The sequence below is a fragment of the Streptomyces justiciae genome, from assembly GCF_015163075.1.
Lineage (GTDB): Bacteria > Actinomycetota > Actinomycetes > Streptomycetales > Streptomycetaceae > Streptomyces > Streptomyces justiciae.
The window spans coordinates 275405-290039 of the sequence record NZ_JADDXU010000008.1 but is presented as its reverse complement, the minus strand read 5'-3'; the positions used below and the strand labels follow the sequence as shown (position 1 = coordinate 290039).

The window sequence follows — 14635 nt, the reverse complement described above, 5'->3', positions numbered from 1 at the left end:
ATCCACTGTGCCCCTCGATATCTCTTGACGTCAAGAGACTCGACATCAAGAGACTTCACATCGACACAACCACTACACTGATCGTCATGGAGGACGAGGTCGATCGGCTGGTCGCTGCGTGGCGCCGGGAGCGCCCGGACCTCGACGTGGAACCGCTCGAGGTGCTCAGCCGGGTGAGCAGACTGGCCCGGCACCTGGATCGCGCACGCCGTCTTGCCTTCTCCGAGCACAGCCTGGAGCCCTGGGAGTTCGACGTCCTGACGGCGCTCAGGCGCGCGGGAACGCCGTATCAGCTCTCCCCGGGACAGCTGCTGACGCAGACCCTGGTCACGTCGGGCACGATGACGAACCGTATCGACAGGCTGGCGAAGAAGGGCCTGGTGGAGCGGTTGCCGGACCCCTCGGACCGGCGTGGCGTGCTGGTCCGGCTGACGGACGAGGGCCGGGACCGCGCGGACCAGGCCCTGGCCGGACTGCTCGATCAGGAGCGGGCGATCCTCGCGGAACTCTCCCGGGCCCAGCGCGGCGAACTGGCCGGGTTGCTGCGCCAGTTGACCGCCCCGTTCGACAACATCCCCGGCTGAGGAACCACCGCGCTCAGGCGGTGTGCGTCTCCTCCGCCCGGATGCGTCCGGCCGGCTCCAGGTCCACCGGCCCGACCCCGGCACGCCGCGCGAGCGCGACCGCGGCCAGCGTGGAGTGCACGCCCAGCTTGCCGAGGACGTTCTGCATATGGGTGCGTACGGTGTGCGGGGAGAGGAACAGCCGTTCGGCGACGGCCTTTCTGCCCAGCCCGGCGACCATGCAGCGCAGCACTTCGCGCTCCCGCGGGGTGAGCGACTCCACCAGCCGTTCGCTCTCGGTGCGGTGCTTGCGCGCGGCGGTCAGCTCCCGCAGCACCCCGGTGAGCAGAGCGGGCGGCAGATGGGTCTCGTCGCGCAGCACCCCTCGTATGACGGTCAGCAGCCGGGACAGCGAGCAGTCCTTGGCCACCCAGCCGGACGCACCGGCCTGCAGGGCGAGCGCGGCGCGCCGCGGATCGTCCTTCTCGGCGAGTACGACGATCCGGACGCCGGGCTGTGCGGTACGCACCCCGGCCACCAGTGAGATGCCGTCGACGAGCCCGTCCTCGCCCGCCTCCTGGACGGGCACGGCGGGCCGGATGCCCTGGACGTTGCCGCCCAGGTCGGCGTCGGCGAGCAGCACGTCGAAACGGCGGCCCTCGGCCGCCGCGCGCTCCAGGCTGCGCAGCGCGGCGGGACCGCTGCCGGCCGCGGAGACGTCGACGTCGGGCTCGGCCGCCAGGGCTGCGGCGAGCGACTCGGCGAAGATGCGATGGTCGTCGACGACCAGGACTCGGATGCGAACCACGAAACCCCCTTCCCCAAGCTCTTGAAGAGCAGGGGATACCCCATCGTCGGGAGACGGAAGACCAGGCGCAGGTACGACGCCCGAAGCGCGATGGCGCTGCGCACGGCCGCCGCCGTGCACCAACTGCTACCCCCACTTCGGGTGTCGTACCCGACTTGTCTCGCCCCCTGATCAGCACCGGCCCCCACCGGTGCTGTTCATCAGGGTACGGCCGGGGGGCAGGAGCGGAAGGTAATTTGCAGAACTGGCTGTCCAGCGCGTTTATGGTGAGCCGCATGTTTCGTATGGAGACAGAAGTCGACAAAGACCGGCGCGATCTGCTGCGCATCCGGCTGCGGGACACCAACACCGCGGCCTCCCCGGTCCTGCGCGCCCTGCGCGGCACTCCGGACGAACGCGAACTTCCGCTCCATGTCTGGGTGTTGGACGCGGCAGGCGAACTCGCCGGCGGACTGGTCGGCCATACCTGGACGGCCTGGCTCCATGTGACGTACCTGTGGGTCGACGAACGCCACCGCGGCGCGAGCCTGGGGTCACGCCTGCTCGCGGAGGCGGAGCGGATCGCCCGCGACGAGCGTGGCTGCTCGGCGTCCCGGGTGGAGACCTGGGACTTCCAGGCCCCGGAGTTCTACCGGAAGCGCGGCTACGACGTGGTGTGCGTGATCCCGGACTATCCGCCGGGGATCACGGAGTACACACTGACGAAGAGGCTCGGTTAGCCGAGCGGGACCTCCTCCACCACCGTCGCCTTGAAGCGCCACGAAACCCCGGTTGCCGGCGGCCTCCGTGAGCAGGCCCACCTCCCAGGCGATGCGGGCGGCGCGCCGGCGGGTGAGGGCGGGGTAGTCCTCGGGGTGGAGTTTGATGTAGCCGCGGCGGTCGGCGGGGTGGGTGCGCAGGGCCTCGCGGAGGCGCTCCTCCTGTGCCACCGCCCGGGCTCCCGTGTCCACGTCCGGCTCCTTCCGTGCACTTCTTCACGTCCTGCGTCGTCAGCACGAACAGGACACAGCCCCGCACACCACCGGGGTGTGCGGGGCTGATCCGGGACCTCAGACGAGCCTGCGCGCTCCGGGCGAGGGCACCGCCTCGAACACGCGAGGCGCGGTGAAGCCGGCCGCGGCGAAGGCCTCTTCGACCGCCTTGGTGATGGTGTCCACGTCGGCCACGTCCGCCAGCACGATCGCCGAGCCGCCGAAGCCGCCGCCGGTCATCCGGGAGCCGAGGGCGCCCGCGCTCATCGCGGTGTCGACGACGAGGTCCAGCTCCGGGCAGGAGATGCGGAAGTCGTCGCGCAGCGAGGCGTGACCGGCCACCAGCACCGGGCCGATCGCCCGCGTCTCGCCCGACTCCAGCAGGGCGACGACCTTCTCCACCCGCTCGTCCTCGGTGACGACGTGCCGGACCAGACGGACCGCCTCCTCGTCGTCGCCGAGCCGGGCGAGGGCCGCGTCGAGGTCGGCGTAGGGGATGTCCCTGAGGGCGTCGACGCCCAGCAGGGCCGCGCCCCGCTCGCAGCCGGCGCGGCGCTTGCCGTACTCGCCCTCGCTGTGGGAGTGCTTGACCTGGGTGTCGACGACCAGCAGGCGCATGCCCTCGGCGGCCAGGTCGAAGGGGATCTGCTTCTGGGACAGGTCGCGGGTGTCGAGGAAGAGCGCGTGGCCCTCCTCGCAGCACGCGGACGCCGTCTGGTCCATGATGCCGGTGGGGGCGCCGACGTAGACGTTCTCGGCGCGCTGGCACAGGCGGGCCAACTGCCAGCCCGGCAGACCGAGTTCGTACAGGTCGTTCAGGGCCAGGGCGACCACGACCTCCAGCGCCGCCGAGGACGACAGGCCCGCGCCCGAGGGAACGGTGGAGGTGACGTGGATGTCGGCGCCGGTCACGGCGTGGCCCGCCTCGCGCAGGGCCCAGACCACGCCCGCCGGGTACGCCGTCCAGGCGCGGTCCGACTCCGGGACGAGGTCGTCCAGGCGCAGCTCGGCGACGCCGTCCTCGATGTCCGCCGAGTGCAGCCGCAGGACGCCGTCGTCGCGGCGGGAGACCGCGGCGATCGCGGTGTGCGGCAGCGCGAAGGGCATCACGAAGCCGTCGTTGTAGTCGGTGTGCTCACCGATGAGGTTGACGCGTCCCGGCGCCGACCAGACACCTTCGGGCTCGGTGCCGTAGAGCTCCACGAAACCGGCCCGGACCTGCTGTGCCCGCACTACTGCTCCCTCGAGATGTTCTGCGCGAACTCCCACGCGTCCGCGACGATCCCCGCGAGATCCGCGCGGGACGGGTTCCAGCCCAGCTTCTCGCGGGCGGTGGCGGCCGAGGCCACCAGGGTCGCCGGGTCGCCGCCGCGGCGGGGGGCCACGACCTCGGGGATCGGGTGGCCGGTGACCTGGCGGACGGTCTCGATGACCTGCCGGACGGAGAAGCCCTCGCCGTTGCCGAGGTTGCAGATGAGGTGCTCGCCGGGGGTGGCGGCCTCGACGGCGAGGAGGTGGGCCTCGGCGAGGTCGGCGACGTGGATGTAGTCGCGGATGCAGGTGCCGTCCGGCGTCGGGTAGTCCTCGCCGAAGACGGAGATGGCGTCGCGCTTGCCCTGGGCGACCTGGAGGACCAGCGGGATGAGGTGCGACTCGGGGTCGTGCCGCTCGCCGTAGTTGCCGTACGCGCCCGCGACGTTGAAGTAGCGCAGGGAGACCGCGCCCAGGCCGTGGGCCGCCGCCTCGCCGGTGATCATGTGGTCGACGGCGAGCTTGGAGGCGCCGTACGGGTTGGTCGGCTTCGTCGGCGCGGTCTCGACGATCGGGACCTGCTCCGGCTCGCCGTAGGTGGCGGCGGTGGAGGAGAAGACGAGCTTGCGGACGCCGGCCTCGCGCATCGCGCCGAGCAGCGCCATGGTGCCGGCGACGTTGTTGTCCCAGTACTTCTCGGGCTTCACGACCGACTCGCCGACCTGGGAGAACGCGGCGAAGTGCAGGACGCCGTCGAAGGAGGAGTCGAGCCACTTGGCGGCGTCGCGGATGTCGCCCTCGATGAAGGTCGCGCCCGCCGGGACGCCCTCGCGGAAGCCGGTGGAGAGGTTGTCGAGGACGACGACCTCGTGGCCCGCCTCGAGGAGGTGCTGGGCGACCACGCTGCCGACGTAACCCGCGCCACCCGTCACCAGGTACTTACCGCTCATGAACTCGCTACCTCTCGCAGTCGCTCGGCCGCGGCCTCCGGCCGGATGTCGTTGATGAACACGCTCATGCCGGACTCGGAACCCGCGAGGAACTTCAGCTTGCCGGAGGTGCGGCGGATGGTGAAAAGCTCGAGGTGGAGCGCGAAGTCGTCACGGCTGACGCCCTCGAACTCCTCCAGCTGGCCGAACGGCGCCTGGTGCCAGGCGGCGATGTACGGCGTCGCGGGCTCCCCTTCACCGAAGATCCGGTCGAAGCGCCTCAAGAGTTCCAGATAAACCTTGGGGAATTCTGAGCGCGCGTCCTCGTCGAGCCCCAGCAGGTCCGGCACCCGGCGCTTCGGGTACAGGTGGAGCTCGTAGGGCCAGTGCGCGGCGTACGGCACGAACGCGACCCAGTGTTCACTCTCCAGGACGACCCGCTCACCGGCGAGTTCGCTCTCCAGCACGCTGTCGAAGAGGTTCTCGCCGTCGGTCGCCTCCTTGTGCTGGGCCACCTGGCGCAGCATCAGGGCGGTGCGAGGCGTGGTGAACGGGTACGCGTAGATCTGCCCGTGCGGATGTCCGAGGGTCACCCCGATCTCGGCGCCGCGGTTCTCGAAGCAGAACACCTGCTCAACGGAGGGCAGATGCGACAGCTCCGACGTCCGGTCCGTCCACGCCTCCAGGACCAGACGCGCCTGCTCCTCGGTGAGGTCGGCGAAGGACGCGTTGTGGTCGGAGGTGAAGCAGACGACCTCGCAGCGGCCGGAGTCACCGGCCAGCGAGGGGAAGCGGTTCTCGAAGACGACGACGTCGTACGACGAGTCCGGGATCTCGCTCAGGCGATCGCCCGCAGAAGGGCACAGGGGGCACTCGTCGGCCGGCGGGTGGTAGGTGCGGCCCTGCCGGTGCGAGGCGACGGCCACCGAGTCGCCGAGCAGCGGGTCGCGGCGGACCTCGGACGTGGTGACGGTCCGCTCCAGCGGGCGGCGGTCGACCGCGTCCCGCACGGTGTCGTCACGCAGGTCGTAGTAGATGAGCTCGCGACCGTCGGCCAGCCGGGTCGAGGTCTTCTTCACCGCCGGACTCCTTCACTCAAACAGAACTAAACACAAGTAACCATAACTCGACAGAGGAGTCAACATCACAATCAAACAAAGAGCATCAACAAAAGTGTTCAATTACTGAACGCGGAGGCGTAGGTTCCGCTCTGGATCAGTTCACGCAACGAAGCGAGTAATCCATGCAGACCCCCACACAAGCGACATATCTGGCCGCCGAGCTACGTCTCCCCACGAACTGGCTCGACTACACGATCCTGGCCATCTACTTCGTCGTCGTCCTGGGCATCGGCTTCGCCGCCCGCAGATCGGTGAAGACCAGCCTCGACTTCTTCCTCTCGGGCCGCTCGCTGCCCGCCTGGATCACCGGCCTCGCCTTCATCTCGGCCAACCTGGCCGCCACCGAGATCCTCGGCATGGCCGCCAACAGCGCCCAGTACGGCGCGTACACCGTGCACTGGTACTGGATCGGCGCCATCCCGGCCATGGTCTTCCTGGGCCTGGTGATGATGCCCTTCTACTACGGCAGCAAGGTCCGCTCGGTCCCCGAGATGCTGCTGCTGCGCTTCGACAAATGGGCGCACCTGTTGAGTTCGGCCCTGTTCGCCTTCGCCGCCATCCTGATCGCCGGCGTCAACCTGTACGCCCTCGCGATCGTCGTCGAGGCGCTCCTCGGCTGGCCGCAGTGGGTGGCGATCGTGGTCGCCGGCGCGTTCGTGCTGGCGTACATCACCCTCGGCGGTCTCTCCTCCGCGATCTACAACGAGGTGCTCCAGTTCTTCGTGATCCTCGCGGCCCTCATCCCGATCGTGGTCCTCGGTCTGAAGAAGGTCGGCGGCTGGGACGGCCTGACCGACAAGCTGACGGCGGAGCACGGCGCGAACTTCACCACCGCCTGGGGCGGTACCGGCATCGGCTCGGACAACCCGCTGGGCGCGAACTGGCTGACCATCGTGCTCGGCCTGGGATTCGTGCTGAGTTTCGGCTACTGGACGACGAACTTCGCCGAGGTCCAGCGCGCCCTGTCCGCGAAGAACCTGAGCGCCGCCCAGCGCACCCCGCTGATCGCCGCGTTCCCCAAGATCTTCATCGTCTTCCTGGTGATGATCCCGGGTCTGACCGCCGCCGCCCTGATCCCCGGCTTCGGCACCTCCGACTCCGGCTACCAGTACAACGACGCCATCCCCTACCTGATGGAACAGCTGCTGCCGAACGGTGTGCTGGGCATCGCGGTGACCGGTCTGCTGGCCGCGTTCATGGCGGGCATGGCGGCCAACGTGTCGTCCTTCAACACCGTGTTCACCAACGACATCTGGGCGCGGTACGTGGTCAAGGGCCGCGAGGACGAGTACTACGTCCGCTTCGGCCGGCTGATCACGGTGATCGGCGTGGCGGCCTCGGTGGGCACGGCGTTCCTCGCCTCGTCCTTCTCCAACATCATGAGCTACCTCCAGACGCTGTTCTCCTTCTTCAACGTGCCGATGTTCGTGGTCTTCATCGTCGGCATGTTCTGGAAGCGGGCGTCGGCGAAGTCCGGCTTCTGGGGCCTGCTCGCGGGCACGGTCGCGGCGATGGTGAACTACTTCTGGATCTACAAGCAGGGCATCGTCGACATCCCCTCCGACCAGGGCGCCAACTTCGTCTCCGCGATCGTCGGCTTCGTCGCGGGCGCGGTCGTCATGGTCGCGGTGTCGCTGTTCACCGCGCCGAAGCCGGCCGAGGAGCTCCAGGGCCTGGTCTACGGCACCCGCTCCCCCGGCATGTCCGAGGCCCCCGCCGAGGGCGACGACGCCTGGTACCGCAGGCCGGCCCTGCTGGGCTGGGGCGCGATCGTGCTGGCCGCCGCCTGCTACATCCCGTTCTCGTTCTGAGCGCGGGAGGATTGAGGAACCATGTCTGACCACCACGGATATTCCGAGCAGGACGTCCAGCGGGAAGTCGCCGAGCTCCAGGCCAAGTCGGCCACCGCGGCCCGCATCTTCGACCTGCGCCGCATCATCGGCGGCCTGTTCGTGCTGTACGGCGTCATCGTCACGATCGCCGGCATCAACCCCTCCGACGCCACCCTCGACAAGGCCGAGGGCGTCAACATCAACCTGTGGACCGGGATCGGGATGCTGCTCCTCGGCATCTTCTTCCTGGTCTGGCTGAAGCTGCGGCCGACCCCGCCGGCCACGCCGGAGGTCACTCCGGAGGACGTGGTCGGCGACGGGCCGGGCGCACACCCGGGCGGACGTCAGGGCGAGTAGCTCCCCCGTCCCGGACGGGGCCGGAGTCTTCTACGACTCCGGCCCCGCTCCCGTCTCAGGAGGCGAGTGCGGTACCGGGCCCGCCCGGTCCAGCAGACCGGTGCGCGCCGCCAGCGCCGCCGCCTCCAGCCTCGATCCCACCCCCAGCTTCATCAGCACCCGCTGCACATGGGTGCGGGCCGTGGACGGGGCGATGCCCATGCCCGCCGCGATCAGCCGGGTGTCCTCGCCGTCGGCGACCCGGACCAGCACCTCCACCTCCCGCGGCGTCAGCATCTGCAACAGCCGCTGGCCCTCGTCGTCGGGCTGCGCGGCGGGGTTGAGCAGTTCGCTGAAGGCCCCTTGCAGCAGCTGAGGTGCCACCGCCGCCTCGCCCGCCCGCGCCTTCATGATCGCCCGCTCGACGCCCTCGATGCGCTCGTCGTGCCGTACATAGCCCGAGGCGCCCGCGGCGAAGGCCGCGGCGATGCCGCGCGGGCTCGGTACCGGGCCCAGCACCAGCACCGCCACCTGCGGACGGTCCCGCTTGATCTTCACCACCGGGTCGAAGATGCCCGGCTCGGCCGGGGTCGCCGTGCCCAGCAGGCACACCTCCGGCGCCCGGGTGATCACCAGCTCCGCCGCCCCCGCGGCCGGTGCCGCCGCGGCGAGGACCCGATGCCCCCGCAGTTTCAACGCCGAGGCCAGCGCCTCGGCCAGCAGTCGGTGGTCGTCGACCACCATGAGCCGCACTCCCATCGAGCAACCCCCCAGTCCCCCCAATGGATCCGCAAATGGATGCCCCACTATGGATGCCCACTGGTCCGCACGGACAGGAGCCCCCTCCCGGCTCCCCCGCTCTTCATGCCCCCGGAAGCTACACGCTTGTTCGACGTTGCGCTCCCCCTACTGGTGAGAAGTGCCCCGGATCGACGGAATTTCCGTCATTCGAGACTGATGGGTGGTACGCGAACTGCCCCGTCCCTGAGCAGGGACGGGGCAGTCGGCTGAGGCGGTTGTGCGATCACTTCGCGCCGAAGGCGATCGCCAGGTACTCCTTCTCACCCGTGCTGCTGCCGAAATCGCTCGCGTAGACCTCCGACATGAACAGCCGGCCGTCGTGGTAGATGAGCTCGGACGATTCGGGGGACATGCTCGTCTCCACGTCGCGCACGGCTTCCGTCGCCGGGTTCTCCAGGAGCTTGGTCTCCTTGAAGGTGCCGCCGTCGATGCTGACGACCTGTCCGCCCTTGTCGTACGGCGGCCGCTTGTACGCGATCAGGTTGCCGCCGTCCATGCGCAGCGGGCTGATGGTGTAGCCGTCGCCCGCGTCGGCGCGCTGGCCGGTCTGCTTCCCGGTGGCCAGGTCGAAGGCGATGATCTCGTTGGTCCGGCTGTAGTCGCTGCCGGCGCCCTGGTGCTCCTCCGTCGGCACGTACACCCTGTCGTTGCCGACGGCGATCTGGAAGCAGTACTCGGGCCGGTAGATGCCGTCGCACTTGGCCGCGTACTCGTCGCCCGGCAGGGAGATGCGGGTGCGCAGCTTGCCGGTCTTGTTGTCGATGGAGAAGACGTCGGAGATACCGCTGGCGCCGGTGTCCTCGCCGACCTCGGCCGCGACCACCAGCGGCTCGGTGGAGACGATGCTCGCGTACTCGATGCCCTGCGACATCTTGTACTCGGAGATCACCTTCCCGGACGCCGGGTCGATGGTCTGGATGTGCAGCTGGCGCGCGTCGTAGTCACCGCACTTGCGGACCGCGACCAGCTTCGCGCCGCCGCCGTAGCCCGCGTCGTAGCAGCTGTCGGTCGGCTTCGGGGTCCACAGCGACTTGCCGGTGGTGATGTCCCAGGCGGCGCCGCCGCTGGTGGAGCCGGTGGCGACGGTGTTCGCGCTGACGGTGACGTTGTCCCAGGGGATCAGCCGGTCACCGGTCTTCGCGGTCTTCGTCCACAGCTGCTTGCCCGCGTCGAGGTCGATCGCCGAGACCTGGCTGCAACCGGCCGTCGGCTTCTCCTTGGTCGGCATCGCGGGCTCGTAGGCGATGGCGGTCAGATGCTTGTCGGTCATCTGGCGGCTGGCCGCGCACACCGGGCCGGGCAGCTTGATCGTCCACAGCTCGGTGCCCTTGTCGGGGTCGTAGCCGACGACCTCGGCGATGCCGCTCTTGGCGTACACGGTGTCGGTGAGCCAGGAGCCGTTGACCGTGTAGGTGGTGTCTTCCTTGACCTCGGGCTGCGGGACCTGGAAGAGGACGGAGGCGGCGGTGTTCGCCGGGACCTTCTCCTCGCCCTTGCTGCTGGTGCCGCCGGTGCCGCCCTTCTCGTCGCCGCCACCGCCGGTGCCGCCGCTGCTGTTCGCGGTGTCCTTCTTGCCGTCGTCACCGGAGGAGTTGGCGTACCAGAGGCCGCCGCCGACGATCAGCGCGATCGCGACGACCGCCGCGACGATGATCGCCAGCTGCGAGTTGATCTTCCGCCCGCCGGCCGGCTGCCCGGCCTGCGGCTGGAGCGGCATGGTCGGCTGCTGGTAGCCGTAACCGGGCTGCTGGCCATAGGCGTTGGGCTGCGGCTGCCCGTAGCCGCCGGGCTGCTGGCCGTAGGCGTCGGGCTGCGGCTGGCCGTACGGGTTCGGCGCCGGGGCCGACGGCTGGCCGTACGGCTGCTGCGGCTGGCCCGGGTAGCCGTAGCCCTGGCCCGGCGGGGTCTGCGGCGGGCCCTGCGGTGGCGGGGGCGTCTGCGGGGCTTGCGGCGCCTGCGGGTAGCCGTAGCCGGGCTGCGGCTGCGGAGGCGTCTGGGGTGCGCCGAAGCCGGGCTGCTGCGGAGGCTGGTCCTGCGGGGCGCCGAAGCCGGGCTGCTGTGCGGGCGGCGGGGTCTGCGGCGGCTGGTCCTGGGGCGGGCCGAAGCCTCCCCCGGGCGGGGGCTGGTTCGGCGGGGGCGGCGGCTGGGTCATGACGGAGTACCTCGGGAAGCGGGGACGGAAGCGGACGGATCGAGCGGCGGGGAGGGCTACTTGCCGTAGGCGAGCATCAACTTCTCCTGCGCGTCGTCGTCGCCGCTCAGCCGGGTGGTCGAGAGGTAGAAGCGTCCGCCGACCCAGTCGATGGCCTTGGAGTAGAAGCCGTCCTCGACGTCGGCGGCGGACGCCGGGTTCTGGAGCAGCTTCGCCGGCTTGTGGTCGGACCCGGTCGTCGCGATGGACACGACCTGGCCGCCCGCGTCGTACGACGGCTCGACGTACGCGATGAGCTTGCCGTTCTCGATCTTCAGCGGCAGCATCGTCTCGTCCGCGGGGGACTTCACGCGCCACTTCTCCTTGCCGGTGGAGAGGTTGACCGCGACGATCTCGTTGGCGCCGCTCGTCGCCTCGGTCGGCAGGTAGAGGGTGTTGGCGTCGGCGACCGTGCCGGTGCAGCCGGTCAGGTCGCGCGCGAAGATCGCCCAGTCGCAGGCGGGCGCGAAGTTCTCGTCGAAGCCGACCTGGGAGCGGAACTTGCCGCCCGAGGTGAACGTGGAGATGTTCCAGGCGTTCTTGTCCTCGTTGGTGCTGTAGATGACGAGCGGGTCGACGGAGTAGGCGCGCGCGACCCGCCAGCCCTTGTCGAACTTCTGGGTCCACTTGACCTTGCCGGTCGTCGGGTCCAGTTCCTGCACCTCGTCGTGCTCGTTCTTCCCCGACGCGTCGCAGGAGGAGACGGCGATCAGCTTGGGGCCGCCGGCGAAGGCGCTGGGGAAGCAGGCGTCGCCGTACTTCGACTTGTCGAACAGCTTCTTGCCGTTCGTGACGTCGTAGGCGGTGCCGGACATCGAGCGGCCCACCATCAGCGTGTTGCCGGTGACGGTCAGCTCGATCTGGAGCGTGGAGTCGAACAGGTCGCCGTCGGCGACCTCCCCGGTCCAGCCCTTGGCGCCGGTGTCGAGGTCGACCTCCTGGAGCTTGTTGCACTCCGCGCGGTCGCTGCTGCCGTTCATGTAGGCGACGACGATCTTGTTCGCGGCGGTCTTCTGCGGGGTGACCGCGCAGATCTTCTGGTCGAAGGTGATCGGGTCCCAGGCGGGGTTGCCGTCACCGACCTTGTACCCGAAGAGCTGCTTGTACGCCGCCTTCACCGCGGTCTTGTCGGTGACCCACATGCCGGGGGCGTCGGCGCCCGAACCGGGCGCGTCCGGCGCGGTCTTGTACCAGAGGACCTTCGACTCGCCCGCCTGGCGGCCCTCGTTGAGGTCCTCCTGCTCCTTGCCGCCGCCACCGTCGCCGTCACCGGGGTTGACCGGGTCGTCGGAGGCGGAGGGCTTGGCGCTGCCGCTCTCCTCGGCGACCGGCTTCTTCGGGTCGTCGCCCCCGCTGCTGACCGCCCACACCGTGCCGCCGACGACGAGGAGTCCCGCGACGGCGGCGGCGATGACGAGGGCCGGCTTGCCCTTGAAGGGGTTGCGGGAGCCGGAGCCGCCGGGCGGGGTGCCGGGGCCGCCGGGGTACTGCGGCTGGGGCGGGTAGCCGTAACCGGGCTGGCCGTAGGGGCCGGGCTGCTGGGGCTGCCCGTAGGGACCGGGCTGGGCGTAGGGGCCCGGCTGCTGCTGCGGCGGGCCGTACGGACCCGGCTGCTGCGGCTGGGCGTACGGGCCGGGCTGGTCGACCTTCTGGGGATAGCCGTAACCGGGCTGCGGCGGACCCTGCGGCGGAGGTGGCGTCTGCGGCGGGCCCGCGGGCGGCGGTGGCGCGCCGAAACCGCCCTGCGGCGGCGGGTCCTGCGGTGCTCCAAAACCGGGCGGCTGGGTCATCAGCGCGTTCCCCCTCGTTCACTGATTTTTAGCCACGCCCTGAGGTACGTAACGGCTCAGAGTCGTACTCAGAAAGTTCTCAGACGGCTCTTTCTATCACTCGGCACTGACAGAAACCCGGGCCGATCACCCCCTGTACCCAAGGGAGGACCGGCCCGTGATGCCACTGTTATGCGCCTTCACGCCCTCTTCACGCGGCGCGCGCGCCGCCCGCCTGCGCCGCCAGAAGGTGTCTCACGCGTCCTCGGCGAGTTCCAGCCAGCGCATCTCCAGCTCCTCGCGCTCGCCGGCCAAGTCGCGCAGCTGGGCGTCGAGTTCCGCAACCTTCGCGAAGTCCGTTGCGTTCGCGGCGATTTGGTCGTGCAGCTTCGTCTCCTTCTCGGAGAGCTTGTCGAGCTGCCGCTCGATCTTCTGCAGTTCCTTCTTGGCGGCGCGCTGGTCGGCGGCGCTCTTCTCGGGGACGGCCTTCTGCACGACGGGCGTGGCGGCGGCCGCGGCCTCCTCCATCTTGTGGCGGCGCTCGATGTACTCGTCGATCCCGCGCGGCAGCATCCGCAGGGTGGCGTCGCCGAGGAGGGCGAAGACGCGGTCGGTCGTGCGCTCGACGAAGAAGCGGTCGTGGGAGATGACGATCATCGAGCCGGGCCAGCCGTCGAGGAGGTCCTCCAGCTGGGTCAGGGTCTCGATGTCGAGGTCGTTGGTGGGCTCGTCGAGGAAGAGGACGTTGGGCTCGTCCATCAGCAGCCGCAGCAGCTGGAGCCGTCGCCGCTCACCACCCGACAGGTCCCCGACGGGCGTCCACTGCTTCTCCTTGGAGAAGCCGAACGTCTCGCACAGCTGCCCGGCGGTCATCTCGCGGCCCTTGCCGAGGTCGACGCGGTCGCGCACCTGCTGGACGGCCTCCAGGACCCGCAGGTTCGGGTCGAGCTCGGCGACCTCCTGGGAGAGGTAGGCGAGCTTGACCGTCTTGCCGACGACGACCCGGCCGCCGGCCGGCTGCGCCTCGCCCTCGGTGCGGGCGGCCTGGGCCATGGCCCGCAGCAGCGAGGTCTTGCCGGCGCCGTTGACGCCGACGAGGCCGACGCGGTCGCCGGGGCCGAGCTGCCAGGTGACGTGCTTGAGGAGGACCTTGGGTCCGGCCTGGACGGTCACGTCCTCCAGGTCGAACACCGTCTTGCCGAGCCTGGACGATGCGAACTTCATCAGCTCGCTGGTGTCGCGCGGCGGCGGCACGTCCTTGATGAGCTCGTTGGCGGCCTCGACGCGGAAGCGCGGCTTCGACGTCCGGGCGGGGGCGCCGCGGCGCAGCCAGGCCAGCTCCTTGCGGACCAGGTTCTGCCGCTTGGTCTCCTCCGTCGCCGCGATGCGCTCACGCTCGGCGCGGGCGAAGACGTAGTCGGAGTAGCCGCCCTCGTACTCGTAGACGTCACCGCGCTGCACGTCCCACATGCGCGTGCAGACCTGGTCGAGGAACCAGCGGTCGTGGGTGACGCAGACGAGCGCGGAGCGGCGCTCGCGCAGGTGCTGGGCGAGCCAGGAGATGCCCTCGACGTCGAGGTGGTTGGTGGGCTCGTCGAGGACGATCAGGTCCTGTTCCTCGATGAGCAGCTTGGCGAGCGCGATCCGGCGCCGCTCACCACCGGAGAGCGGGCCGATGACGGTGTCGAGGCCCTGCGGGAAGCCCGGCAGGTCGAGCCCGCCGAACAGCCCGGTGAGCACGTCCCGGATCTTGGCGTTGCCGGCCCACTCGTGGTCCGCCATGTCCCGGATGACCTCGTGGCGGACGGTCGCGGTGGAGTCCAGGGAGTCGTGCTGGGTGAGGACGCCGAGGCGCAGTCCGCCGGAGTGGGTGACCCGGCCGGTGTCGGACTCCTCCTGCTTGGCGAGCATCCGGATCAGGGTGGTCTTGCCGTCGCCGTTGCGGCCCACGACGCCGATGCGATCGCCCTCGGAGACGCCGAGCGAGACACCGTCCAGCAGGGCACGGGTGCCGTACACCTTGCTGACGTTCTCGACATTGACCAGGTTGACGGCCATTTCTC

12 protein-coding genes are annotated in these 14635 nt (G+C 69.9%); 4 read left to right on the top strand and 8 right to left on the bottom strand.

The features are described from left to right. Positions 1 to 86: 86 nt before the first annotated feature. A complete protein-coding gene (tamR, locus tag IQ210_RS23640; protein ID WP_059196100.1) occupies positions 87 to 584 on the top strand; it encodes a MarR family transcriptional regulator TamR in 498 nt (165 codons plus the stop codon). 13 nt (positions 585 to 597) lie between these two features. On the opposite strand, the gene IQ210_RS23635 is transcribed toward tamR, so the two are convergent. Further along, positions 598 to 1371: a LuxR C-terminal-related transcriptional regulator gene (locus IQ210_RS23635; protein WP_194081086.1), complete on the bottom strand. Its 774-nt coding sequence runs from the start codon at positions 1369 to 1371 to the stop codon at positions 598 to 600. 263 nt (positions 1372 to 1634) lie between these two features. Between IQ210_RS23635 and IQ210_RS23630 the strand changes: the two genes are divergently transcribed. Next, positions 1635 to 2090: a GNAT family N-acetyltransferase gene (locus IQ210_RS23630; protein WP_194081224.1), complete on the top strand. Its 456-nt coding sequence runs from the start codon at positions 1635 to 1637 to the stop codon at positions 2088 to 2090. Between the two features lie 330 nt (positions 2091 to 2420). Here the strand turns inward: IQ210_RS23630 and galK are convergent, their stop codons facing one another. From galK to galT, 3 genes are read right to left on the bottom strand one after another with little or no spacing between them, the layout of a single operon-like run. Next, positions 2421 to 3575: a galactokinase gene (gene galK, locus IQ210_RS23625; RefSeq protein WP_194081085.1), complete on the bottom strand. Its 1155-nt coding sequence runs from the start codon at positions 3573 to 3575 to the stop codon at positions 2421 to 2423. Next, positions 3575 to 4543 carry a UDP-glucose 4-epimerase GalE gene (galE, locus tag IQ210_RS23620; RefSeq protein ID WP_194081084.1) on the bottom strand — a complete coding sequence of 323 codons (969 nt, stop codon included), beginning with the start codon at positions 4541 to 4543 and terminating at the stop codon, positions 3575 to 3577. The genes galK and galE overlap by 1 nt, the downstream gene beginning before the upstream one ends. Next, positions 4540 to 5601 carry a galactose-1-phosphate uridylyltransferase gene (galT, locus tag IQ210_RS23615; protein WP_194081083.1) on the bottom strand — a complete coding sequence of 354 codons (1062 nt, stop codon included), beginning with the start codon at positions 5599 to 5601 and terminating at the stop codon, positions 4540 to 4542. The genes galE and galT overlap by 4 nt, the downstream gene beginning before the upstream one ends. 164 nt (positions 5602 to 5765) lie before the next feature. On the opposite strand from galT, the gene IQ210_RS23610 reads away from it, so the two are divergent. Next, on the top strand, positions 5766 to 7454 hold the full coding sequence (locus IQ210_RS23610) for a sodium:solute symporter family protein (RefSeq protein ID WP_194081082.1): 1689 nt from the start codon (positions 5766 to 5768) through the stop codon (positions 7452 to 7454). Between the two features lie 21 nt (positions 7455 to 7475). Next, entirely contained in the window at positions 7476 to 7832 is a 357-nt protein-coding gene (locus IQ210_RS23605) for a hypothetical protein (RefSeq protein ID WP_194081081.1), read from the top strand. A gap of 30 nt (positions 7833 to 7862) precedes the next feature. Here the strand turns inward: IQ210_RS23605 and IQ210_RS23600 are convergent, their stop codons facing one another. The 4 genes from IQ210_RS23600 to IQ210_RS23585 form a co-directional block, all read right to left on the bottom strand. Then, positions 7863 to 8570 (bottom strand): helix-turn-helix transcriptional regulator, encoded by a 708-nt coding sequence (locus IQ210_RS23600; protein ID WP_194081080.1) that lies wholly within the window; start codon positions 8568 to 8570, stop codon positions 7863 to 7865. Positions 8571 to 8835: 265 nt separating this feature from the next. Continuing rightward, on the bottom strand, positions 8836 to 10764 hold the full coding sequence (locus tag IQ210_RS23595; protein ID WP_194081079.1) for an outer membrane protein assembly factor BamB family protein: 1929 nt from the start codon (positions 10762 to 10764) through the stop codon (positions 8836 to 8838). 56 nt (positions 10765 to 10820) lie between these two features. After that, entirely contained in the window at positions 10821 to 12593 is a 1773-nt protein-coding gene (locus tag IQ210_RS23590; RefSeq protein WP_194081078.1) for an outer membrane protein assembly factor BamB family protein, read from the bottom strand. A gap of 234 nt (positions 12594 to 12827) precedes the next feature. Then, positions 12828 to 14630 carry an ABC-F family ATP-binding cassette domain-containing protein gene (locus tag IQ210_RS23585; RefSeq protein ID WP_194081077.1) on the bottom strand — a complete coding sequence of 601 codons (1803 nt, stop codon included), beginning with the start codon at positions 14628 to 14630 and terminating at the stop codon, positions 12828 to 12830. Between the last annotated feature and the right edge of the window lie 5 nt (positions 14631 to 14635).